This window comes from Streptomyces xanthii (assembly GCF_014621695.1).
Lineage (GTDB): Bacteria > Actinomycetota > Actinomycetes > Streptomycetales > Streptomycetaceae > Streptomyces > Streptomyces xanthii.
The window spans coordinates 7,513,245-7,534,798 of the sequence record NZ_CP061281.1 but is presented as its reverse complement, the minus strand read 5'-3'; the positions used below and the strand labels follow the sequence as shown (position 1 = coordinate 7,534,798).

Genomic DNA, 21,554 nt, shown 5'->3' with positions numbered 1-21,554 from the left:
GAGATCCCGAAACGGGATGCCTACGAGGAGAAGGAGCACCTCATGTCCGTCCGTCACGTGCTTGCCGCACCCGCGGCCCCGCACGCCTCGGTCCACTCGCTCGCCGCCGACGCCTACGACCTGACCTCGGGTCGTCTCGTGGGGACGAGCGCCGCGCTGGTGGCACTGGCCGGCGTGGTCGTCGGGGGGCTGGCGCTGGCCCGTTCCGCCGGCCGGGTCGGCAGCGGCAACGGCGGGAAGGGCGCTGTGGTGGCCCTGGTCGCGGGGCTGATCGGAGTGGTCGTCGGCGTGGTGAACCTGGCTGTCGCCGACGGCGGTCCCGGCACCGGGAACGGGGTGATCGGCGGCGTCGTCGCCGTCGTGCTGGGGGTTCTCGCGGTGGTGCTCGGGCGACTGGCCCTGGTGCGCGGACGTCGCACCGGCCGGCCGTCCCGCGGCCGCGACTACGCGGGCGCGTCCGAGTGAGACACGGACGGAGACCCGAGGAGACGATGATGGTTCTCGACACCACTCCCGCGGGCGGGACCCTGGCCGGACTGGGCCGCTTCTGCTTCCGGCGGCGCCGCCTGGTGCTCCTGGTCTGGGTCGTCGGCGTACTCGCCGTGGCGTTCGCCGGCTTCGGATACGGGGCTGCCCCCGACAACGACTTCTCCGGTGGCGATTCCCCGTCGGCCAAGGCGCAGCAGCTGATGGTGAAGCACTTCCCCGAGGAGCAGGGGGACACGCTGACCCTGGCGATCAGGGCCGACCGGGGGATCGACGATCCGGCCGTCAGGCGGAAGATCGAGAAGGTCGTCGCCCGGCTGGCCGGCTCACCGGTGACGGGGCCGGTGACATCGCCGTACCAGGACCGGAGCCTGGTGACGCGGGACCGTCGCATCGCCCGCACGTCCATCCCGCTGAGTGCCAAGGAGGTGGAGAAGAGCGAGGTCAAGCCCTTGGTGGACGCGGTCAAGGAGGCCTCCGACGCGAGGGTGACGCTGGCGCTGGGCGGCTACATGGCGGAGAAGGCCGAGACGCCGCCGCAGGGGCCGGCCGAGAGCGTCGGCATCCTGGCCGCGGCGGTGATCCTGTTCATCGCCTTCGGGTCGCTCGTGGCCATGGGCCTGCCGATGGTGACGGCGCTCCTGGCGATCGTGGGCGGGCTCGCGCTGATGAAGCTGGTGGGGCATCTCGTCCCCGCGCCGAACTTCGCCCTGACGTTCGGCGCGATGATCGGGCTCGGCGTCGGCATCGACTACGCGCTCTTCATCGTGACCCGCTACAAGGACGGTCTCGCGGACGGCGCCGACCCCGAGAGTGCCGCGGCCGAGGCGATCGCCACCGCGGGGCACGCGGTGCTGTTCGCCGGAACGACCGTCGTGATCGCGCTCATGGGCCTGTTCGTCATGGGCCAGCGGCTGATGACCGGGCTGGCCGTCGCCACGTCGCTCACCGTGCTGGTCACGATGATCGCCGCGCTGACGCTGCTGCCCGCGTTCCTGGGCTTCACCGGGCACCGGATCAACGCGCTGCGCCTGCCACGCCGCTCCTCCCGCCGCGACGGGTCCGCCGCCGCACGGTCTCCGAAGCGCCTTACGCTCGCGGAGCGTTGGGCCCGGGTCGTGCAGCGCAGGCCGCTGATCGCCGCGCTCCTCGCCGGCGGGGCGCTGCTGATTCTGGCCGTGCCCACGCTGTCGATGCGGCTGAGCCAGCCCGACGCCAGTGTCCAGCCCCGTGACCGGAGCAGCTGCATCTCCTACGAGATCCTCGCCGAGGGGTTCGGACCGGGCTACGGCGCGCCTCTGGTCTTCGCCGCCGAGATCGACTCGGAGGACACCGACCTCGGCCCCGTCGCCGCGGCGGTCGCCGGAACCGACGGCATCGCGCACGCCACGCCGCCCCGGGTCAGCTCGGACGGGAAGGCCGCCACCTTCGTCGCCTTCCCCACGACGGGGTACCAGGACGAGGCGACCGCCGACCTGGTGCACAGGCTCCGTGACGACGTGCTGCCCGGGACGCCCGGTGGTGAACGGGTCCTGGTCGGCGGTCCGAACGCCGGCACGATCGATGTCGCCGACGAGGTCGGATCGCGCCTGCCGCTGATGATCGTGGTCGTCGTCGCGATGTCGATGGTGCTGCTGATCGCACTGGTCCGGTCCGTCACGATCGCCCTCCAGGCGGCCGTGATGAACCTCCTGTCGATCGGTGCCGCCTACGGAGTGCTGGTGGCGGTCGTGCAGTGGGGCTGGCTCGGCACGGCCCTCGGCTTCCCGGCCGCCATGCCGGTCACGACGTGGACGCCGATGATGATGTTCCCGATCCTGTTCGGCCTGTCGATGGACTACCAGGTCTTCCTGATCTCGCGGGTCCGTGAGGAGTACGCGCGCACGGGCGACACCCGCGAGGCCGTCGCCCGCGGCCTGGCGCGCACGGCCAAGGTGATCACGGCCGCGGCCGCCATCATGATCGCCGTCTTCACCACGTCACTGCTGGGCCCCGACGTCGCCGTGAAACAGGGCGGCCTGGGCATGGCGGTGGCCGTCCTCATCGACGCCACGATCGTCCGGATGGTCTTCGTCCCCGCGGTGATGGAACTGTGCGGCAAGGCCAACTGGTGGATGCCCGGACGCCGGAAGCCGGGATCGTCTGCCTCGGTGCCGCTCAAGGTGGAAGAGGGTGCGGGGGTCTGATGGCTCGTCAGCCCCTGGGCGACGCGACATCGGCCGTGCAGATGGGACCCCGGTCACTCCTTCAGGCTGGTGAGGGCCAAGGTGTGGGCGTGGTTCAGGGCGTCCGTCGCGGGGCAGGGGACGTCGGGCCGGACGCCCGTGCCTTCCCAGTTCGTCAGGGAGACGGGGTTGATGGCGCGGCCGACGGGGATCGTCGCTTCGAGGTGGGGGTGCAGGGTCCAGCCGTTGCAGGGGTGGGCGCCGCCGCGGGTGGGCTCGCCGACGACGGTGGCACGGCCGAGCTGTTGCAGGTCGTAGGCCAGTTCCTCGGCGGCGGAGAAGGTGGTGTCGCTCGTCAGCACGTAGAGGGGCTTGGTGCCGCCGAAGCGGGCGCCGGGTACGTGCGGCTGGCTCCAGGACTGTTCGCGGCGGTCGCCGTCGCGCCAGTACATGGTGTTGAGATGGGTGCGCTCGTCGAGGAGGTGGCTGCAGACGAAGGCGACGGTGTCGGGGTCGCCGCCCCGGTTGGTGCGGAGGTCCACGATCAGGGCCTGCGCGCGGGAGGCCAGGGTGAGCGCGGCGCTCAGCGGTTCGGCGGCCCAGTCCAGCGGGAACAGCATCGGCGCCAGCTCCACCACGGCGACACCGCCGTCGAGCAACTGCACCCGGGGCGCGCCGCCCAGCGAGGCGTCGAACTCCCGGCGCATGGCGTCCAGGGTGGCCGCGCCCTTCTCGGCCCGGATCGGCTCGGCGTGGTGCTTCAGCCGCAGGTGCCGGTCGTTGTTGACGGACTGCAGGTCCGCCGTGACGAGGCGGGCCAGCTCCTCGGCATCGTCAACGTCATAGGCGCCCTCGGCGAGGCGTCGGCGCAGCACGCCGGTGACCTGTTCGGCTGTCTCGGGGAAGACGTAGTGCTCGGTCAGCAGCCGTATCGTCTCGTCGATGACAGGGGCCGGCGCGAGCTTCGTCGGGGTCGTCATGGACAGGAGTAGAGCACTGCCCTTGCGAAAGCGTCAACGAGTTCAGACACTTTCTGTATGCGAGATCAGCCTCCCCATCTGCCGCCTCCCGAGGACGTCCTGGAGATCGGCGCGCCCGAGCAATTCGCGGCGCTCGCCCACCCGTTGCGCCAGCGGTTGCTGTTCGCCCTGGGCCGGCGGCCTGCCACCATCAGCCGGCTCGCGGTGCAGCTCGACGCGAAGAAGGGCAACGTGGCCCACCACCTCAAGGTGCTCCGCGAGGCCGGCCTGGTCCACATCGCCGAGACCCGCCAGGTCCGCGGCGGAACCGAGCAGTACTACCAGCGCACGGCCCGCCGCATGGTCGTCGCCGAGCCTCAAGGGGCGGGCACCGCCGCGATGTTCACCGCGGTCGCCCAGGAGCTGGACCGCTCCCCCGTCGAGCCCCACCTGACGCTGCGCCACCTGCGCCTCGGCCCCGCGCAGGCGCGGGAACTCGGCGAGACGCTCACGAGACTGGTCGACGAGGCCGAGGAGGACGCGGAGGGTCAGCCGGTGCACGGCGTGCTGGTGGCGCTCTACCGGCAGGCGCTGCCGGGGGACGCCACCAGCACGGATCGGCCGTGAACTCTTCCCGCGTACGGGGCGAGCGGGTCAGCCGAGGTGCCGGGCGAAGAACCTCAGCGTGCTGTCCAGCTCGAACGCCGGGACCTCCCCGTGCCGGCCGGGGTTCGCGTGCAGCGCCTTCTCGGCCGAGCCCAGGGCGTCGAACAGCGCCAGGCTCTGGGCCCGCGGCACCCGTTCGTCGTCCCACTGCACCAGGAACTCCACCGGGACGGTGATCCGCGCGGCGTCCCCGGCCGAGGCGAGCGCCCCGCCGAGCCCCAACACCGCCGCGCGGACCCGGGGTTCGGCAGCGACGAAGGGGACACCGAGCCCGCACCCGAGCGAGACTCCCCAGTAGCCCACCGGACCGGCGCCGACGTGCTCGAGTCGCTGGACCGCGTCCAGGACCGCCCGCCACTCCGGCACGGTCCTGCGGGCCACGAGCGCCTGGAAGCCGGCGATCAGCGGAGCAAGCTCCTCACCGGCTGTCACGCGCGCCTGGTTCTCGGTCGCGATCCGGTCGTACTCCTCGACCTTCGGCCGGTCGCCGTGAGCGGGGACATCGACCGCCACGACCGCGAAGCCGCCTTCGGTCACGAAGCGGCGCGCACGCGTCAGCACGTCGGGGGCCTTCTTGTGCTGCCCGCCGCCGTGTCCCATCAGGACGAGCGGACGCGTCCCGACGGCGCCTTCCGGCGTCCACAGGACACCGGGAATCTCACCGAGGGTGAAGAGCTGTTCACGGACGCCGCCGGACGACGTCTCAGAAGTGATGTGCAAAGCGTTTCATGCCTTTCGGGATGCCCCTGCGGGCATCCCTCAGCCATGCGGAGGGAGGGAGGCCCGACCTGTCGAAACGTTGATCGGTCTCACCTCCCGGTTCGCGGCACTGCACGGCGGCAGGAACGTATCACTAGATCCGTGAGTTGCGCACCGACTGCCACACCGCACCGGCCAGCGCCTTCGTCGCGCGCGGAACCGACAGCTGCTCGTGCTCGCGGTACAGCTGCCAGTTGACCGGGACCAGCGACAGCTTGTTGGAGGAGAGCGAGCCCGCCTGGTGGGCCCGGTACACGGCCAGCGGTTCGGCCAGGCCCCGGGCGTCCGCGCCGTCGCGCATGATCGACAGCCACAGGGCGTAGTCCTGCCGCTTGCGCATCTCCGGCATCAGCCGGGTGCCCAGCACGGCGCGGTCGTACATGGCGGTCAGGGCACCGATGTAGTCCTTGACCAGCATGGCGCGGTAGTCGACGTGCGCCCGGGCCCGGATCACGCGCCCGTTCGGCTCGAAGTCGGTGCTCTCGCCGGCGTGGTCGGCGTCCATCTTGAAGTACGAGGTGAAGGTCAGCGGCGCGCTGCCCTCCGCGGCGAAGGCGAGCTGCCGCTCGGTCTTCTCGGGCAGCCACATGTCGTCGCTGTCGAGGAACGCGACGTAGTCCCCGCGGGCCCGCTCGATCGCGAGATTGCGCGCCTTGCCGGCACCGCCGCGCTCGGGGGCCGAGCGGGGCAGGACGCGCTCGTCCTGCCGGGCGAACTCCCTGAGCAGCTCCATGGAGTCGTCGGACGACTGGTCGTCGGTGACGAGCAGCTCCAGGTCGGTGTGGGTCTGGGTGAGCACCGACCGGACGGCCGCGCCGAGCGTGGCCGCCGAGTTGTATACGGGCATCACGACGGACACCAGGGGCACAGCGCTTCTCCTTGCGACAGCGGCCGGGACGACGGCCCATTCAAGCATTCCGGCGGGTGCGGGACCGAACCGAGTCCTGTCATGGCTCCGGCCGCCGCGCGGGGCGGCCGGGCACGGCCGCGTCCTGGAGGGCGGGCCCCTCGGATGCCGGTACGGGAGGTGGGACCAGCCGGAGCCGACGTTCTCCTCCCCTGGGGCAGCGGCGCGACGCTCCAGTCGCGGGACGGCTGTCAGGCGTCCTGGGTCAGGGACGCGATGATCGACCGGACGGTCTCCTCGGTGATTCCCGGGTGGAGGAACGCCAGCCGCGCGACGGTCTCGCCCTCCCACACGCTGGGAGTGATGAACGCGAGGCCGGAGGCGAGGAGACGCTTGGACCACGCGTAGTAGTCCTCGGGCCGCCAGCCGGTGCGGCGGATCAGGACGACCGTCAGTTCGGGCTCGCGGAGGAGTTCGAGGCCCTCGGTCTCCTCGGCGAGCCGGGCGGTGTACCGGGCGATCTCGGCGCCCCGCGCCACGGCGTCGCGGTAGGCGTCCGTGCCGTGGACGGCGAGCGAGAACCACAGGGGCAGGCCGCGCGGGCGCCGGGTCAGGTGGTAGGCGTAGTCGCTGGGGTTCCAGTCCTCGTGGCCGTCGCCGTCCGCCCCGTGGATCGCGTCGAGGTAGGACGCGTCCTGGGTGTGCACGGCCCGGGCGAGGCGCGGCTCCCGGTACAGGAGGGCGCCGCAGTCGAAGGGCGCGAACATCCACTTGTGCGGGTCGACGACGAGCGAGTCGGCGTGCTCGATGCCGCGCAGGCGCGTGCGGAGTTCCGGTACGAACAGGGCGGCTCCGCCGTAGGCGGCGTCTATGTGCAGCCACAGGTCGCGGGCCCGGGTCTGCTCGGCGACGCCGCCGAGGTCGTCGATGATGCCGGCGTTGGTGGTGCCGGCGGTGGCGACGACGGCCACGACGGGAGCCCCGCCGTCGGACGACGCCGCGTCGAGCGCGGCGGCGAGGGCCGCGCCGGTGAGACGGTGGTCCGAGGTCGGGACGACGAGCGGTTCGACGCCGATGATCCGCAGCGTGTTGCCGACGGAGGAATGGACCTGGTCACTGACGGCGATCCGGACGGGGTCCGCCGCGGCCAGCCCCAGCCGGCGCCTGCCGGTGTCGCGGGCCACGACCAGTGCGGAGAGATTGCCGGCCGAACCACCGCTGACGAAGCATCCGCCCGCGCCCTGCGGCATCCCCGCCAGGTCGGCGAAGAGGCTGAGCACCTGGTTCTCCGCGGCGACGGCACCCGACGCCTCCAGCCAGGACACACCGTGCAGCGACGACGCCGAGAGGACCATGTCGAACAGCGCGGCGGCCTTCGTCGGGGCGCCGGGGATGAAGGCGAGGAAGGCGGGGTGGTCGCAGGAGACCACCGTCGGCTCCAGCGACTCCGTGTAGGTCCGCAGCACGTCGGCCGGGCGGCGGGGCTCCGTGCCGATGGCGTCCTTGAGCGCCAGGGCCAGTTCCTCGTGCTCGCCCAGCCGGCCCAGCGGCGGCGGGTCGAGGCGGAGCCGGTCGAGAAGATGGCCCATGACCTGCTGGGTGAGGTCTTCGTCGTAAGCGTGCACCGAGGGCTCCTGTCGGAACGAGCGACTAATTGGATCCGCATCAGATCCAATTCGGACCTTAGGCGGCTGCCCACGCGCTCGTCAACCACGAAAGCCGACGGCCCGGCCGCCAGGGGCGCGGGCCCGGCCCAGTCAGTGGGCCCGCTCAGCCGGTGGGCCCACCCAGCCGCAGGAACTCGCTCAGCCGGGGGCTCGCTCAGTCCGCAGACGTGGCGAACTGATCCAGGAGCACCAGGAACTGGCGGTGCGACTCCTTGAGGTGCTCCCGCATCCGGCGCTCGGCCGTGTCCCCGTCACCGGACAGGACGGCCAGTGCGATCGCCTCGTGCTCCTCGCGGAACGCCCGCCCGAAGTCCTGGCCCGTCGGATAGACCGGCGTCCAGTCGGAGCCCAGCCAGAGCGCGTTGCCCGCCACGAACATCTCGGTGCGCGCCCGCGTCACGGCTTCCGCGAGCACCTCGTTGCCGCCGGCCTCGGCGACGCCGAGGTGGAAGCGGGTGTCCACGCGGTGGTACTCGCCGAGGTCGGCGACCTTCGCGTCCAGCATCTCTACGAGCCCGCGCCGGCCCGCCGCCGCGCCCCGCTCGGCGGCGAGGCGCGCCGCGAACGGCTCGATGGCCTGGCGGTACTCCATGTAGTCGCGCAGCGAAGCGCGGATGCCCGCGGCGATCGCGGCCCTGTTGTCGCGGCCGCCCGCCGGCGCCGGTGCGACCCGGGTGCCCCCGGAGCGACCCAGGGTCGTGACGACGAGCCCCTCCTCGGCCAGCTCCCGTACGGCCTGCCGGACCGTGTTGCGCCCCACCCCGAAGACCTCGGCGAGCTCGCGCTCGGTCGGCAGTTTGTCACCCGGGCCGAATCCGCCGAGGGCGATCCGCTGGCGCAGGGCCTCGGCCACGACCGCGTACGACGGCGCCTGCCGGGGGGCGGTGCCGTTCGCCGCCTGCTCGCCGCCCTTGCTCTTGCCCGCGCCCTTGCTGTCGCCCATGCCCTGCCTGCCCCTCACGCGTGGATCACGTCCTGCCCGTCCGACCAGTCTATTGGGATCGCGTCGAACCCTATTGACAGGCCGCAACGGCGGACCTAGCGTCGCCCCATCGATTTTGGGTCCACCCCGAACCCAATCGATGTCCCCCAAGGAGCCACGCATGAGCCAGTCCACGGGCACCCCAGCCCCCGCCGCAGGGGCGCCACGCCGCTCCGGGCCATGGAAGATCGCCACCGCCGCGATGATCGGCACGAGCGTCGAGTGGTACGACTTCGGCATCTACGCGACCGCCGCCGCGCTGGTGTTCCCCGAGCTCTTCTTCCCCGAGATGAGCCGGGCCCTCGGCACCGTGATGTCCTTCGCGACCCTGTTCGTCGGGGCGCTGGGCCGGCCGCTCGGCGCCATCCTCTTCGGTCACATCGGCGACCGGCACGGCCGCAAGAAGGCGCTCATCTGGTCGATGACCCTGATGGGCGCCGCCACCGTCTGCATCGGCCTGCTGCCCACGTACCACCAGATCGGCGTCCTGGCGCCGCTGCTCCTCGTCCTGATCCGCATGATCCAGTCCCTGGCCGTGGGCGGCGAGTGGGGCGGGGCCGTGCTGTTCGCGGTCGAGCACGCGCCGCCCCGCCGCAAGGCGTTCTTCGGCTCGTTCCCGCAGTTCGGCGACGGTGTCGGCTACTTCCTTTCGACCGGCGTCTTCGCCCTGGTCGCACTGTTCGGGCACGACGCGCTGGCCGACTGGGCCTGGCGCGTCCCGTTCCTGCTGTCCGCGGTGCTCGTCGCCGTCGGCCTGATCATCCGCCGCTCGATGGACGAGTCGCCCGAGTTCGAGGCCGCCCGGCGCGCCGAGGAAGCCGCCGGGCCGGCGGCCGGGAACAAGGAGTCCGCCCCGGTGATCGGTGTGCTGCGGCACGCCTGGAAGACGTGGCTGCTGGCCACGGGCGCGTTCCTGATCACCGTCGGCGGCTACTACATCGTCGTCACGTTCATGTCGACCTACGCCGTCACGGAGCTGGGCTTCACCGACGCCCAGGCCGCGGCCGCCGGCACCGCGGCCTCCGTCGTCGTCATCGTGTGCACCCCGCTGAGCGCGCTGTTCGCCGACCGCTACGGCCTGCGCCGCGTCACCCTCATCGGCGTCCTGCTCCACCTGGTCGCGGCCTTCCCGATGTTCTGGCTCGCCGACACCCGTTCGGTCGCGGGTCTGTGGCTCGCCATGTGCCTGCCCATGCTGGCCAGCACGATCGCGTACGCCTCGCTCGGCACGCTCGCCTCGGGGTGGTTCGCGCCGCGCGTCCGCTACACGGGCCTGTCCATGAGCTTCCAGACGGCGGGCCTTCTCGGCACGCTCGCCCCCGCGGCGACGACCTGGCTCTACTCCTCCTTCGGCAACTCCTGGGTGCCCGTCGCGGTCGCCTTCGCCGCCATGGCGGCCGTCAGCGCCGTGTGTCTGATGGCGTGCCGCCCGGCGGCGAACGCGGGCGAGTCCCTCGACGCGCCGGAAGCGGCTGATGCGGGCGTGCTTCCCGGTGGCGCGGGCGGCACCACGGACGCAGCCGCGGCTGCCGACACGACGCGGACCGGCTGACCGGCTGCTCGCCCGGGAGCAGTCCCCACTCCCCGGCCCACCCGCACAGCCCCTCCCCTCTCCCTCCCCATCCATCTCAAGGAGTTCCGTGCACCCCGCACCCGACCTCGTCCTGACCCGGGCCCGCGTCCACACCGTCGACCCCGGCCTCCCGAGCGCCGAAGCCGTGGCGGTGACCGCCGGCCGGATCACCGCCGTGGGCACCCATGCCGAGGTCACGGCGCTCGCCGGACCGGAGACCGAGGTGCGCGATCTCGGCGGGCGCATGCTCCTGCCCGGTTTCGTCGACGCCCACAACCACGTCCGGCTCGGCTCGGACGCCGACAGCGTGCAACTCGCGGGGGCCGGCTCCCTGGAGGAGGTGCACACCCGCATCCGGGCCTGGGCGGACGCGAACCCCGACGCGGAGTGGATCGAGGCGGAGGCGTTCGACTACGGCGCGATTCCCGGGGCGCGCATGCCCACCGCCGCCGACCTGGACCCCGTCACCGGCGACCGTCCCGCGCTCGTGTTCACGTACGACGTCCACAGTGTCTGGCTCAACACGGCCGCCCTCCGGCGCCTGGGCATCACCCGCGACACCGACCGGCTGCCGTGGGGCGTCGTCCAGAAGGATCCGGCGACCGGCGAACCGACGGGGTTCGTCACCGGGTTCGCCGTGCTGGGACTGGCCCGGCGGGGCCAGCGAGCACTGGCGGAGTTCCTCCCGTGGGCGAGCGAGGAGCGCCGCTACAAGCGCCTGTGCGCCTCGCTCGACATGGCGGCCGAGAACGGTCTGACCACGGTCGTCGAACCGCAGAACTCCCCCGACGACCTGTTCCTGTTCGAACGGGCCCGAGGCGAGGGCCGGCTGCGTTCGCGGATCGTCGCCGCCCTGTTCCATCCGCGCGGGACGACGGCCGAGGAACTCGACGAGTTCGAGCGGTGCGCCAAGCGGTTCGACGACGACCGCTTCCGGGTCGGCCCGCTCAAGCTGTACATCGACGACGTGGTCGAGCCCCACACGGCCGCGCTGTTCGAGCCGTACGCCAATGAACCCGGCAACCGGGGCCGTACGTTCTACGAGCCCGGAGAGTTCGCCGAGGTGCTCACCGAGCTCGACCGGCGCGGCTTCCAGACGTTCACGCACGCCACGGGTGACCGCGGCATCCGTACGGCCCTCGACGCGCACGCGGCCGCGCGCTCCGCCAACGGGCCGCGCGACGCCCGCCACCAGCTCGTGCACGTCGAGTGTCTCCACCCGCAGGACGTCGGCCGGTTCGCCGCGCTCGACGTCGTGGCCTGCATGCAGCCGCGGCACTGTGCTCCGGACGTCGCCGGCCCGGGCAAGGACTGGGCCGAGGGGGTGGGCGAGCAGCGCTGGTCGCACGCCTGGGCGTTCCGCAGCCTGCGCGAGGCGGGCGCGCGGCTCGCCTTCTCCAGCGACTGGAACGTCGCCGAGATGAACCCGCTCGCCCACCTCTACACCGCTGTCACGCGCCGCGCCCCGGGCGGCGGCGACGCGTGGGTGCCCGGCCAGACGATCGGTCTGGCGGCGGCGATCGAGGCGTACACGATGGGAAGCGCGTACGCCAACTTCGTGGACGGCGACCGGGGTTCGGTGACCGTCGGCAAGTACGCGGACCTCGTGGTGATCGACCGGGACCTGTTCGCGGTCCCGGTGGAGGAGATCAAGGACGCGTCGGTCGACGAGACGATCGTCGAGGGCGTGACGGTCTTCCGCCGCTGAGCCCGGCCCGGGCGGCGTTCCGGATCCGCTGGGTGCGCCCACGTTCGGCGAGCAGTTCGATAGCCCGGGCGTGGGACCCGGCGGCGGCCTTGAGCTGAAGCCAGTCGGACGAGGCGAGCAAGTCGTCCTCCTGCCAGGGCTGGTCGAGCGCGACGGCGCGGAGGAGCGTCCACTCGCGCAGCCGCTGCACGAGGAAGGGGTGGCCGCTGACGGCCTCGGCCATCGCCGGTGCCCAGTGCGGGTAGGCGGGGCCGTCGCAGAGGTCGGCGGCTCGAAGGTCGAGGTGCCGCAGCACTGCCGACCGGGCCATCGTCCGGTCCTGATCAGCCAGTACGCGGGCGACCAGAGCGACTTCGTCCGGTTCGCGGACGTGCCGCAGCATGTCGAGGTACGCGGCGAAGCGGACGTGCTCGCTCGGCGTCTCCGCGATGCCGTGGACGTTCATGAGCGGCTCCTCGCGCTCGACCGCAGCGCTGATCCCCGGCCGTGGCGGGCCGGCCCCCACCCTCGTGGGCGGGGGCCGGCCGCTGCGGAGCGTCGGGCGTCAGCTGCAGTGGTTGAAGTTGGCGGTGCGGTAGTAGACCGTCTTCCACTCGCCCTGGTTGTACATCTGCCAGTAGCCTCCGGTGACCCGGCGGAAGCCGACGTTCTTGCCCGTTCGCGCGCCGGACGCGGTCCGGCCCTCGTACCAGAACGTGCCGGTGGAGCCGTTCCAACTGCTGACGAAGACCCGCGACGCGGCCTTCTTGAAGGTGTTCGGGCCGACCTTGCCGTCCGCGGTCAGTCCGTAGCGGCTCTGCCAACGCTTGGTCGAGTACGTGGTGTTGGCTCCGAACCGGCAGTCGATGTCCGACAGGTCGGTGGGCGTGCCGTTCTGCTCGTAGACGCTGTCCGCCCACAGGATGCCCTGCCACATGGCCGCCAGGTTGCTGTGGCTGTAGGCCGACGACGAGACCGTGCCCTCGTCGTACCAGTCGTCGTACCAGCCACCGCCGCCGGTCACCGCGCCGGCCGACGCGTCGGCCGACGCCGGCGTCGTGGTGAGCGCGGCGCCGCCGGCCAGCGCGAGGACCGCGGCGGCCGCGGCCGCCTTCGTACGTACAGACATGTCTGTTCCCCTCGGTCATGGCCGCGGGCCTGTGTCCCCCGTCGGGACCCCCGTGAGTCCCGCGACCACGGCGAGGGCGGCCCGCCGTCCCCCGGCTGTTCCGCCTGGGCCGCCCTCGTCGTGGTGAAGAAGCTACGGACCGACGGGCGCGGGCACGTCCCCTGGCGGTTGGAGATCGGCCGTGAGAGCCGCGGTACGCCCGCGGTTCCTGCAACTTCCGCGGTACCGCGGAAGGTTGACGCCGCTCGCCCGGTCTCCCGGCTACCCTGCGACGGTGCGGCACCCGCGGATCAACGGACCCCGGCGCCCCCTGGTGGTGGACACCGGCATCGCGCTCGCCTATCTGGCATGCGCCCTGCTCCTGGGCCAACAGGACAGCCGCGAGGGCTACCCGCGTCTCGGCGTCCTCGGCCTCGCGCTGACCTGCGTGATCAACCTCGCCCTCGTCGCCCGCCGGCGCGCCCCCGTCGCGGTCTCCGCCGTCGTCTACGGCGTCTGGGCCCTGTACGTGGCCCTCGGGCACTGGCCCGCGGTCAACAGCCTCGCCTCGCTGCTGGCCCTGTACACCGTCGCCGCGACCCGCCCGCTCCGCACCGCCGTCGCCGCGGCCGTCGCGCTCGGCGCGGTCTGGGTGTACGCGGGCTACGCGGCGCCGGACGGCTCCGTGGCGGCCGCCGCCGCGATGGCCGTCGTCTTTCCCGCGATCCTGGTCCGCTTCGGGCAGTCCGCGCGGCAGTCCGAACAGCGCGGGGAGCAACTCGCCGAACTGACACGTCAGTTGCGCGCGGAACGCGACGAGAAGGCGCGGCGCGCCGTGGCCGAGGAGCAGGCGCGCATCGCACGCGAGCTGCACGACGTGATCGCGCATCACATGTCGGTGATCTCCGTGCAGTCGGGCCTCGCGCGCTACGTCTTCACGACCGCCCCCGACACCGCGCGAACCGCCCTCGCGACCATCGAGAGCACCTCCCACGAGGCGCTCACGGAGATGCGCCGGATGCTGACGCTGCTGCGCGGCCGGGCGAACGGCGGACCCGAGTCGTACGAACCCGTGCCCGGGCTGGACGGGCTCGGGGAACTGGTGGCGCGGGTGCGCACCGGTGGCGTGCCGGTGGAACTCGTCGTCGAGGGGCCAAAGCGGGCGCTGCCTCCGGGCGTCGGGCTGTGCGCGTACCGGGTGGTGCAGGAAGCGCTCACCAACGTGCTGAAGCACGCGAGGCCGGCGAGCGCCGTGGTGCGGGTGTCGTACGGGACGCACGCGCTGCGGGTGAGCGTCACGGACGACGGCGCGGCCACCGGACAGGCCCTGAAGCGCACCGGCGGCGCTCCGGAAGCCGGAACGGGCCACGGACTGATCGGCATACGGGAACGCGTGCGGCTCTACGGCGGTAGCGTGGAGATCGGCCCGCGCCCAGAGGGGGGCTTCCAGGTCCGGCTCACCCTGCCGACGTCCGCTCCGTCGGCTCGGGAGGACGCCGGCGGTTGAGGGGATGACGGCGGTCGATGACGCGGGTGCTTGTGGTGGACGACCAGTTCCTTGTGCGCGCGGGGATCGTGGGGCTGCTGGAGGCCGCCGACGGGTTCGAGGTGGTGGGCGAGGCGGCGGACGGTGCGCAGGCGGTGTCGGAGGCGCTGCGCTGCCGGCCGGAGGTGATCCTGATGGACATCCGGATGCCGGGGATGAACGGCATCGACGCCATGGAACGGATCCTTGCCGCCGACCACGAGCCGCTGCCCCGGGTGCTGATCCTGACCACGTTCGACCTCGACGAGTACGTGTTCCACGCGTTGCGCGCCGGTGCGTCCGGCTTCCTGCTGAAGGACACCGGGCCGGAGCGGCTGTTGACGGCGGTGGCCGCGGTGGCCGGCGGCGACACCCTCTTCGCGCCGAGCGTCACCCGCCGCCTGGTCGAGACGTTCACCGCGCCTGCGGCGACGACGCCTCCCCTCCCCGCGGTGTCCGCCCTGGAGCAGCTGACGGCGCGGGAGACGGAGGTGCTGCGGCTGACGGGCCGCGGCATGTCCAACCTGGAGATCGCGGAACGCCTGTTCATCTCCGAGGCCACGGTCAAGACCCACCTCAACCGCACGATGAACAAACTGGACCTGACCAGCCGGGCCCAGGCGGTGGTCCTGGCGTACGAGGCGGGGCTGGTGGCACCAGGGGGCGAGTGACGGGGCGCGGCCCTCGACCGGCCACTCGTAGGGTCTCGTAGGTCTCGTCGGTGTCGTGGCCCTCGCAGCACACGTAGCACTCGTAGCGGGGAACGATCCCCGCTACGAGTGCTATCGTCGGACACTCAAATGGGGAGCGCTCCCCGTTTCAGTTCGCGGGCTGGATGCCCGTCGCTCGCAAGGAGGAGAGGCAGCGTGTCCGACACCGCACTCGTGCTCGGAGGGGGCGGGCCCGTGGGTGGTGCCTGGCTGGCGGGGGCGCTCGCCGGGCTCACCGAGGCCGGGATCGATCTCCGGAGCGCCGACGTGGTCATCGGCACCTCCGCCGGTGCCGTGTTCGGGTCACGGCTCCTGGCCGGCGTCCCGGCGGCGGATCTCTACGAGCGCCAGCTCTCCGGTGCTGACGCGGTCGATCTGCCGGTCACGCTCCGGCAGACGGCACGGTTCCTGTGGGCGGCGCTCGGCTCCCGCGATCCGCAGCGGTCCGTCGAACGCCTGGCCCGGACCGCGCTCAGCGCCCCGACCGGCCCGGAATCGGACGTCTTCGACACCGTCGGCACCCTTCTCGGCGACGTCCGCGCCTGGCCCGAGCAGGAGCTCAGGGTCACCGCGATCGACGCGCGGTCCGGACAGGTCGAGGTCTTCCACTCACGGTCGGGAGTGCCCCTCCTCGAAGCGGTCGCGGCGAGCTGCGCCGTGCCCGTCGTCTGGCCTCCGGTCACCGTGGCGGGCCGGCGCTGGATGGACGGCGGCAGCCGTTCGACCGCCAACCTCCAGCTCGCCCGCGGGTATCGCCACGTCCTGGCGGTCGTCCCGATCCCCCGGGCGGTCGGGCCGCATCTGAGCGCCGCCGAGCAGGCCGCGGAACTGTCCCAGGACGGGACACGCGTCACCCTGCTGACCCCGGACCGCGCCGCGCGCCGCGTCATGGGCCGCGACATGACGGACGACACCCGCAGGCCCGCCGCCGCCCGGGCCGGTCACACCCAGGCCCGCGCCATGGCGTCTTCCGTGGCCGACGTCTGGCGGGGCTGACGTTCGGTCCTCACCCGGCAGTGACGCATCGTCGACGCGACGGACGTCGCCGCGCCGGTCGGGCCATCAGCTCGTCAGAACGGGGGCTCCAGGCTCCGGACCGCGCTCGATCGTCGCGGCGGACCGGTCCGGTCCTGGTGCAGGACGGTCACGGCCTCGTCCACGCGGCCGAGTTCGATCAGGTACGCCGCGAGGTCGTGGCTGTTCGCGGACGCGTGCGGACGCAGGAGCACGACCGCCTCCTCCGTGCGGCCGGCGGCGGCCAGGACTGCGGCCAGGTGCGACGCCGCGTACGAGGTGTCGCCCTCGGGGTGGGCGCGGGCCTGTACGAGCGCCTGGTCGATGCGGTCGCAGGCCGCCATCAGCGGGAGCCGCAGCCGGAAGAGCTCCCACTCCGCCTCTCCGCTGCGCCGCTCGATCGCGTCGAGGTGGGCGAGGCCGTCCTCGGGGCGGCCGTGGTCGGCGTACAGGGTGCACAGGACGTCCAGGATCCAGTCGTCCGCGCCCGACGCCTCGGCCAGGTCCCGCATCATCTCGATCGCCTCGTCCGCACGGTGGTGCCGGGCCAGCAGGTGCGCGAGCTCCACGGTGAGGGTGGCGTGGCCGGCCGATGTGTCGCGGGCCTGCCGGTAGACGGCGACGGCGGCCGCGACGTCGCCGCGTTCCTCCAGCAGTTCCGCGAGGCGCTGTGCGACGTGGCCCAGCTCGTCGGCCGCCGCATACGCGTGCAGTTGCTCGGTCCGGTCGTGGCGGGCCAGGAGATCGGCCAGTTGGTCCCGGCCGTTGAGCGACGTGGTGTTCCGGGTGCGCAGCAGCGCGATCGCCTCGTCGACGCGGCCTTGCCGCTCACGGATCGTGGCGAGCAGGCCGATCGCCGTGTCGGGATCGAGGCCGCGGCAGCACCACGGGCCGTCGCAGCGGTGCTCCTCCGGGACACGGGCGGCGAGCAGCTCGGCGGCCTCCTCGTGGCGCCCGGCCCCTTCGGCGACGTCTACCAGGGCCACGGCGAAGGTCCGGTGTTCGTCGATGTGCGGCCGCAGCAGTTCGAAGGCCTCGTCGCCGCGACCGTGCCGGTGGAGCAGGCGGGCGTAGAACGCGAGCGCCAGGGGGTCCCTGCCTTCCTCCATCGCCGTTCGGGCCGACGCGATCGCCTCGCCGGCCCGCCCCCAGCTCTCCAGCAGTCCGGCCGTACTCGTGATCGCCGGCCACCAGCCCGTGGCGGCATAGGGAGCCACCACCTCCAGGGCCTCCGTCCGGCGGCCCTGCTCCCCCAGCAGACGTGCCCACTCCCGTGCGCAGAACCACTCGCCGCGGCCGGCCCACCGCGCAACGGCCTCGGCATGCCCGCGTTCGAGCAGCCGGGAGACCAGACCCGGTGGGATGCAGCCCGACTCTGTCCGGGTCCGGTGGTCAAGATCAGCGACGTCCACGGCAACGCACCTTAGCCAGGTGCGGGTGGGTGTTCAGCGGCGGGCCGCCACGGCTTCCTCGGCGGCGGACAGGACGCGTTGGAGGACGGGGACGGGGATCGCCGGATTGGTGACCGCCGTACGGGCCGTGTCGCGGTCGTGGAGGAGTCCGGCGAGGACCCGGGCCGGGAGCCGTGGGTTGCGCATCGCGGTCTCGCGGACGTGGACCGCCGGGTCGTTCAGCAGCCGTACCGCGTCGGCCGGTGCGAGCCGGGGGTCCTCGGCCGCGCGGCGACGCACCTCGGTCTCCGGGTCGCGGGCGAGCCGTGCCACGTCGGCGGGCGTGGACTCGGGGTCGTCCAGGGCCAGGCGGCGCATGCGTCCCTCGGGGGCGTCGGCGAGGCGCAGCAGGTTCGTGCGCGGGAAGTTCGGGTGGCTGCGGGGGCGGCCGGGGTGACTGAAGCTGCCGTCCCACCAGCGCCACACCTCGAGGAGCATGTCCTCCGGCGCGTCGTCGCACGATTCGGCGAGGAACAGGCGGACCGTGCGGTCCTCGTCCCGGGCCAGACGCTCCACGACATCCGGCGGCAGGTGCCGGGCGCGGGCCACGCTCCGGCGGACGAGCGGATGGGACGACGCGGCGAGGCGGCGCATCGCGTCGGCGTCGTCGTGCAGGTCCTCGACCCAGTCCAGGGTGTACGACATGGACGTCGGGTCGAAGTCGTGGCGCACGGCGGCGCGTCGGTCCTCGTCGAGGTCGGCACGCCGCGCCACGGCGGCGCGGACGTCGCCGTGCGGGTCCTGCGCCAGGGCGGCGACTCCGGCCGCCCCGAGCCGCGGGTTGGCGGCCAGCGCCCGGCGCACCTCCGGGTCCGCGTCCCTGACCAGCTCCGCCTCCAGCCCGGCCGAGAAGCGACAGTGTTCGAGCGCCTCATGACGGGGTTCGGGGAGTGCGGCGAAGACCTCGTGGGGCATGGGCGCGTCGTGGGTGTGGTGGGCGAGCAGCGCGGCCGTTCGTACCGTGTCGTCGGCGTCGGTCAGCAGGCCCGTCCGCAGCGGAGCGGCGAGGTCGGTCCACCGGGCACAGGCGGCCGCCCGTACGCGGGGGTCGTCGTCGGTGGCGAGGCCCGGCAGGTGGTGGGCGGGCAGTCCGGGCAGGGTGGCGGCCTGGGCGCGGGAAGACCCGGCGAGGAGCGCGTCGTACAGGTCCTCGGGGATCTCGATGCCGCGGGCGCCGGCGTGCCGGGCCCACAGCACCTGCCGGTTCGGCGAGGGTTCGGCGCGGATCAGGCGCAGCCATTGGGCGGGCGTGAGTCTGGGCCGGAAGGTGTCCGCGGGGCGCGCCCGCACCTCCGGGTCGGGGTGCGCCAGGGCGGCGTCGAGCACGGCGGGCCGGTCGCAGCCGTGCAGGAAGCCCGCCTCCACGTCCAGCAGGCGGATCAGCAGTGCGTCCGGTGCGGAGGGGTTGGACCCGATGCCGTCCGCCCAGTGGAGTGGCCACGCCGGCCGACCGGGCACGGCCTGCCAGGTCTCGGCGCGCTGGGCCTCCGTCTCACGCCCGGCGGCCTCGGCGGCCTCCTCCAACCGCTCCGGCAACCGGTCGAGAGCCGTGGCCCGGGGACCGCCCTCTCCGGGCACCCGCGCGAGCAGCACCTGTCCGTCGAGGGAGAGCGCCACGAATCCGGGATCGCCGGTGAGCTGCGGCACGGCGGTGCCGTCGTCGGGACGGACCCGGGTCCACCAGGCGTCGTTGCCGCCGATGCGGTGTCCGAGGACGGCGACCAGGAACTCGCCCTCGACGCCCTGGAGCCGGCGCCACCAGGAGTCGTCGATCGCGCCCCGCCGCGCGCCGTCGGGTGCCGCGATCCCCCGCGCGATCCGCCACCCGGCCTCGGGCGGGAACAGACCGCCGGGGCTCACCTCCCCGACGACCGTCAGTCCGGCGCGGGCGAGCAGTCCATGAAGCTTCTCCGGGCGTGGCACGCGGCGATGATCCCCCGCGGGCCTGCCGCGGGACAAGGCGGTTCCCGACAGGGCCGGCCTGCTCCGACGCCCGGGCCGGAGCGACTCGGCGAAACCGAGGTTCTAGAGTGACGCCGTACGCACAGCCGCCCCACCGGAGGGATCAGTGAGCAAGGTGAGGATCGTCGTGGACGACCTGTCCGGACCGCGGATCGCCCGGTTCCTCGCCGACCACGTCGAGCAGATGCGGTCCCTCACGCCCCCGGAGAGCAAGCACGCGCTCGACCTCGACGGGCTGCGCCGCCCCGAGGTGACCTTCTGGTCGGCGCACGAGGACGACGCCGTGGTGGGATGCGGCGCGATCACCAGACTGGACGCCGGTCACGCCGAGTTGAAGTCGATGCGGACCGCACCGGGGCGCACCCGCAGCGGGATCGCGTCCCGGTTGCTGGGGCACATCCTCACCGAGGCGAAGGGGCTCGGCTTCACCCGGCTGAGTCTGGAGACCGGCTCGGCCGAGTTCTTCCTGCCCGCCAGGAGGCTGTACGAGAAGTTCGGGTTCGAGTACTGCGCACCCTTCGCCGACTACCGGCCCGACCCCAGCAGTGTGTTCATGACGAGGCCGCTCTGACGGTCCTGGCCCACCCCCGCCTCGCATTCCGAGCGCCCACCACGCACCCCTAGGATCTTCCTATGAAGATCGAATCCGAGATCGGGCAGCTCGTCGGGGATCTGGAGAGTGCCGACTCCGCACAAGTGGCGGCAGCCGTCGAGGAGTTGGCGGCGCACGGCGAACGCGCGCTGCCGGGCCTGATGCACGGGGCGGCCGGCCCGTCGGCGACACGTCACGTGACGGCGTATCAGGCCGTGCTGGAGCGCATCGGGCCGCGGGCCTTCGACGAGGTCCTCGCGGCCACGCGCCGCGGGGAGTTGCACGGCTTCGTGGTCAGCCGGCTGCTCCCCTGCTTCGACGCGCGCTGTGCGGAGCAGTACGCGGCCTTGGCGGTCGATGCCGACCGGAATCTCGCGTCCTACGGATTCCAGGGCCTGATCCGCCTGAAGGTGGACTCCGAGGCCGGGCTGCGGGCCCTGCTGGAGGTCGTCGCCCGGGGCGGTGATCTCGCGGGTGACGTCTCCACGTACGCGCGAGCCCTGTACGCGTCGCACGCGCCGCGCTTGCGCGCCCTGCGCCGGGATCCCGCCGCCTCCCTGCGAGTTCGGCGGGGAGCGCTCGGCGTGCTGCTCGAGGGCGGAGGTCTCGACGCCCTCGACGAGCGCGACCGCACGCTGCTGGAGCGGCTGGTGAACGCGAAGCTCCCGGGCGGGGTCGGTGGGCTGCCGTCGCCGCAGCTCAGCGGCTGGTGGCTGGCCGTGCCGGGGGCGACGTACGAGGGCGTCTTCGACGCGCTGGACCTGCACGACCGCCGCCCGGTGACGGTCGCGGCGGGCGTGGCGGCCGCGTACGGCGACGAGCTCCTGATCCCCACCCCGGACGATCCCCGCCGCGGCGTCGGCCGGGCCTTCGTGACGCCCGAACTGGACGGCTGGCGGCTGGTGTTCGGCCTGTTCGAGCTGCTCGTCGGCGACGACCACTGGAACGACATGATCGAGACGGTGGAACGCGTCAGCGAGGCGTGCGGACACGCCCAGCTCTTCTACGTCGACGGGGCCGAGGGCTCGGATCTCTGGTTCGTGGCGGAGGACGGCCTGGTGATCCGGCGGTACGCGGCCTACAGCGACCCGGAGTGGGAGGGCGACCCGCTGCCGTGGGAGGACCTCGCTATGAACGAACCCGGCTTCGACCCCGAGTCCGAGGAGGCGGATCCCGAGGCCGGAACGGCGGGCGCCCGCACCGCCTGCGCCTACCTGTCGGTCGATCCGGAGCTGGTCGGCGCGAGCACGGTCGTGCGCGGACACGGCTGGCTCGCGGTCACGGCGCCGGACGTGGGGCACGGGCCGTTCCCGGGACTGCTGCCCGTCTGACACGGCCCGCCGATCCCGGCTCGGTTCGAGGTGCCCTCGTACTGTCGTGCTTCCCTCGATGGTTCGGTGA

19 protein-coding genes are annotated in these 21,554 nt (G+C 72.9%); 10 read left to right on the top strand and 9 right to left on the bottom strand.

From position 1 onward, the window contains the following. Positions 1 to 42 precede the first annotated feature (42 nt). Positions 43 to 465, top strand: coding sequence for a DUF6223 family protein (locus tag IAG42_RS34210; RefSeq protein ID WP_188340835.1), 423 nt, complete (start codon positions 43 to 45; stop codon positions 463 to 465). A gap of 26 nt (positions 466 to 491) precedes the next feature. Then, a complete protein-coding gene (locus tag IAG42_RS34205; protein WP_223206285.1) occupies positions 492 to 2,672 on the top strand; it encodes an MMPL family transporter in 2,181 nt (726 codons plus the stop codon). A gap of 53 nt (positions 2,673 to 2,725) precedes the next feature. On the opposite strand, the gene IAG42_RS34200 is transcribed toward IAG42_RS34205, so the two are convergent. After that, positions 2,726 to 3,631: a S41 family peptidase gene (locus tag IAG42_RS34200; protein WP_188340834.1), complete on the bottom strand. Its 906-nt coding sequence runs from the start codon at positions 3,629 to 3,631 to the stop codon at positions 2,726 to 2,728. 57 nt (positions 3,632 to 3,688) lie between these two features. Between IAG42_RS34200 and IAG42_RS34195 the strand changes: the two genes are divergently transcribed. Next, complete coding sequence (locus tag IAG42_RS34195; protein WP_188340833.1) at positions 3,689 to 4,237, top strand: ArsR/SmtB family transcription factor; 549 nt, start codon at positions 3,689 to 3,691, stop codon at positions 4,235 to 4,237. Between the two features lie 27 nt (positions 4,238 to 4,264). On the opposite strand, the gene IAG42_RS34190 is transcribed toward IAG42_RS34195, so the two are convergent. From IAG42_RS34190 to IAG42_RS38400, 4 genes are all read right to left on the bottom strand, one after another. After that, complete coding sequence (locus tag IAG42_RS34190) at positions 4,265 to 4,996, bottom strand: dienelactone hydrolase family protein (protein ID WP_188340832.1); 732 nt, start codon at positions 4,994 to 4,996, stop codon at positions 4,265 to 4,267. Positions 4,997 to 5,129: 133 nt separating this feature from the next. Further along, complete coding sequence (locus tag IAG42_RS34185; RefSeq protein ID WP_188340831.1) at positions 5,130 to 5,903, bottom strand: glycosyltransferase family 2 protein; 774 nt, start codon at positions 5,901 to 5,903, stop codon at positions 5,130 to 5,132. 230 nt (positions 5,904 to 6,133) lie between these two features. Further along, positions 6,134 to 7,507 (bottom strand): pyridoxal phosphate-dependent decarboxylase family protein, encoded by a 1,374-nt coding sequence (locus IAG42_RS34180; protein ID WP_223206284.1) that lies wholly within the window; start codon positions 7,505 to 7,507, stop codon positions 6,134 to 6,136. A 196-nt stretch (positions 7,508 to 7,703) separates the two neighbouring features. Next, positions 7,704 to 8,492 carry a FadR/GntR family transcriptional regulator gene (locus tag IAG42_RS38400; protein ID WP_188340830.1) on the bottom strand — a complete coding sequence of 263 codons (789 nt, stop codon included), beginning with the start codon at positions 8,490 to 8,492 and terminating at the stop codon, positions 7,704 to 7,706. A 160-nt stretch (positions 8,493 to 8,652) separates the two neighbouring features. Here IAG42_RS38400 and IAG42_RS34170 point away from each other — a divergent pair, with 160 nt between their 5' ends. Next, a complete protein-coding gene (locus tag IAG42_RS34170; RefSeq protein WP_188340829.1) occupies positions 8,653 to 10,083 on the top strand; it encodes an MFS transporter in 1,431 nt (476 codons plus the stop codon). Positions 10,084 to 10,171: 88 nt separating this feature from the next. Next, a complete protein-coding gene (locus IAG42_RS34165; RefSeq protein ID WP_223206283.1) occupies positions 10,172 to 11,812 on the top strand; it encodes an amidohydrolase in 1,641 nt (546 codons plus the stop codon). Here IAG42_RS34165 and IAG42_RS34160 read toward each other — a convergent pair. Next, a complete protein-coding gene (locus IAG42_RS34160) occupies positions 11,754 to 12,257 on the bottom strand; it encodes a hypothetical protein (protein WP_188340827.1) in 504 nt (167 codons plus the stop codon). The two genes, IAG42_RS34165 and IAG42_RS34160, sit on opposite strands and share 59 nt — an antisense overlap. A gap of 99 nt (positions 12,258 to 12,356) precedes the next feature. Continuing rightward, positions 12,357 to 12,920, bottom strand: a complete 564-nt coding sequence (locus tag IAG42_RS34155; RefSeq protein WP_188340826.1) for a peptidoglycan-binding domain-containing protein — start codon at positions 12,918 to 12,920, stop codon at positions 12,357 to 12,359. Positions 12,921 to 13,194: 274 nt separating this feature from the next. Here IAG42_RS34155 and IAG42_RS34150 point away from each other — a divergent pair, with 274 nt between their 5' ends. From IAG42_RS34150 to IAG42_RS34140, 3 genes are all read left to right on the top strand, one after another. Further along, positions 13,195 to 14,406, top strand: a complete 1,212-nt coding sequence (locus IAG42_RS34150; RefSeq protein ID WP_223206282.1) for a sensor histidine kinase — start codon at positions 13,195 to 13,197, stop codon at positions 14,404 to 14,406. Between the two features lie 17 nt (positions 14,407 to 14,423). After that, entirely contained in the window at positions 14,424 to 15,095 is a 672-nt protein-coding gene (locus tag IAG42_RS34145; protein WP_188340825.1) for a response regulator, read from the top strand. 195 nt (positions 15,096 to 15,290) lie between these two features. Beyond that, a complete protein-coding gene (locus IAG42_RS34140) occupies positions 15,291 to 16,130 on the top strand; it encodes a patatin-like phospholipase family protein (protein ID WP_188340824.1) in 840 nt (279 codons plus the stop codon). A gap of 74 nt (positions 16,131 to 16,204) precedes the next feature. Here the strand turns inward: IAG42_RS34140 and IAG42_RS34135 are convergent, their stop codons facing one another. Further along, positions 16,205 to 17,560 (bottom strand): tetratricopeptide repeat protein, encoded by a 1,356-nt coding sequence (locus tag IAG42_RS34135; protein WP_188340823.1) that lies wholly within the window; start codon positions 17,558 to 17,560, stop codon positions 16,205 to 16,207. Positions 17,561 to 17,593: 33 nt separating this feature from the next. Continuing rightward, on the bottom strand, positions 17,594 to 19,522 hold the full coding sequence (locus IAG42_RS34130) for a hypothetical protein (RefSeq protein WP_188340822.1): 1,929 nt from the start codon (positions 19,520 to 19,522) through the stop codon (positions 17,594 to 17,596). Between the two features lie 154 nt (positions 19,523 to 19,676). Between IAG42_RS34130 and IAG42_RS34125 the strand changes: the two genes are divergently transcribed. After that, positions 19,677 to 20,132 (top strand): GNAT family N-acetyltransferase, encoded by a 456-nt coding sequence (locus IAG42_RS34125; protein WP_188341745.1) that lies wholly within the window; start codon positions 19,677 to 19,679, stop codon positions 20,130 to 20,132. 62 nt (positions 20,133 to 20,194) lie between these two features. Continuing rightward, a complete protein-coding gene (locus IAG42_RS34120) occupies positions 20,195 to 21,484 on the top strand; it encodes a hypothetical protein (protein WP_188340821.1) in 1,290 nt (429 codons plus the stop codon). Positions 21,485 to 21,554: the final 70 nt, after the last annotated feature.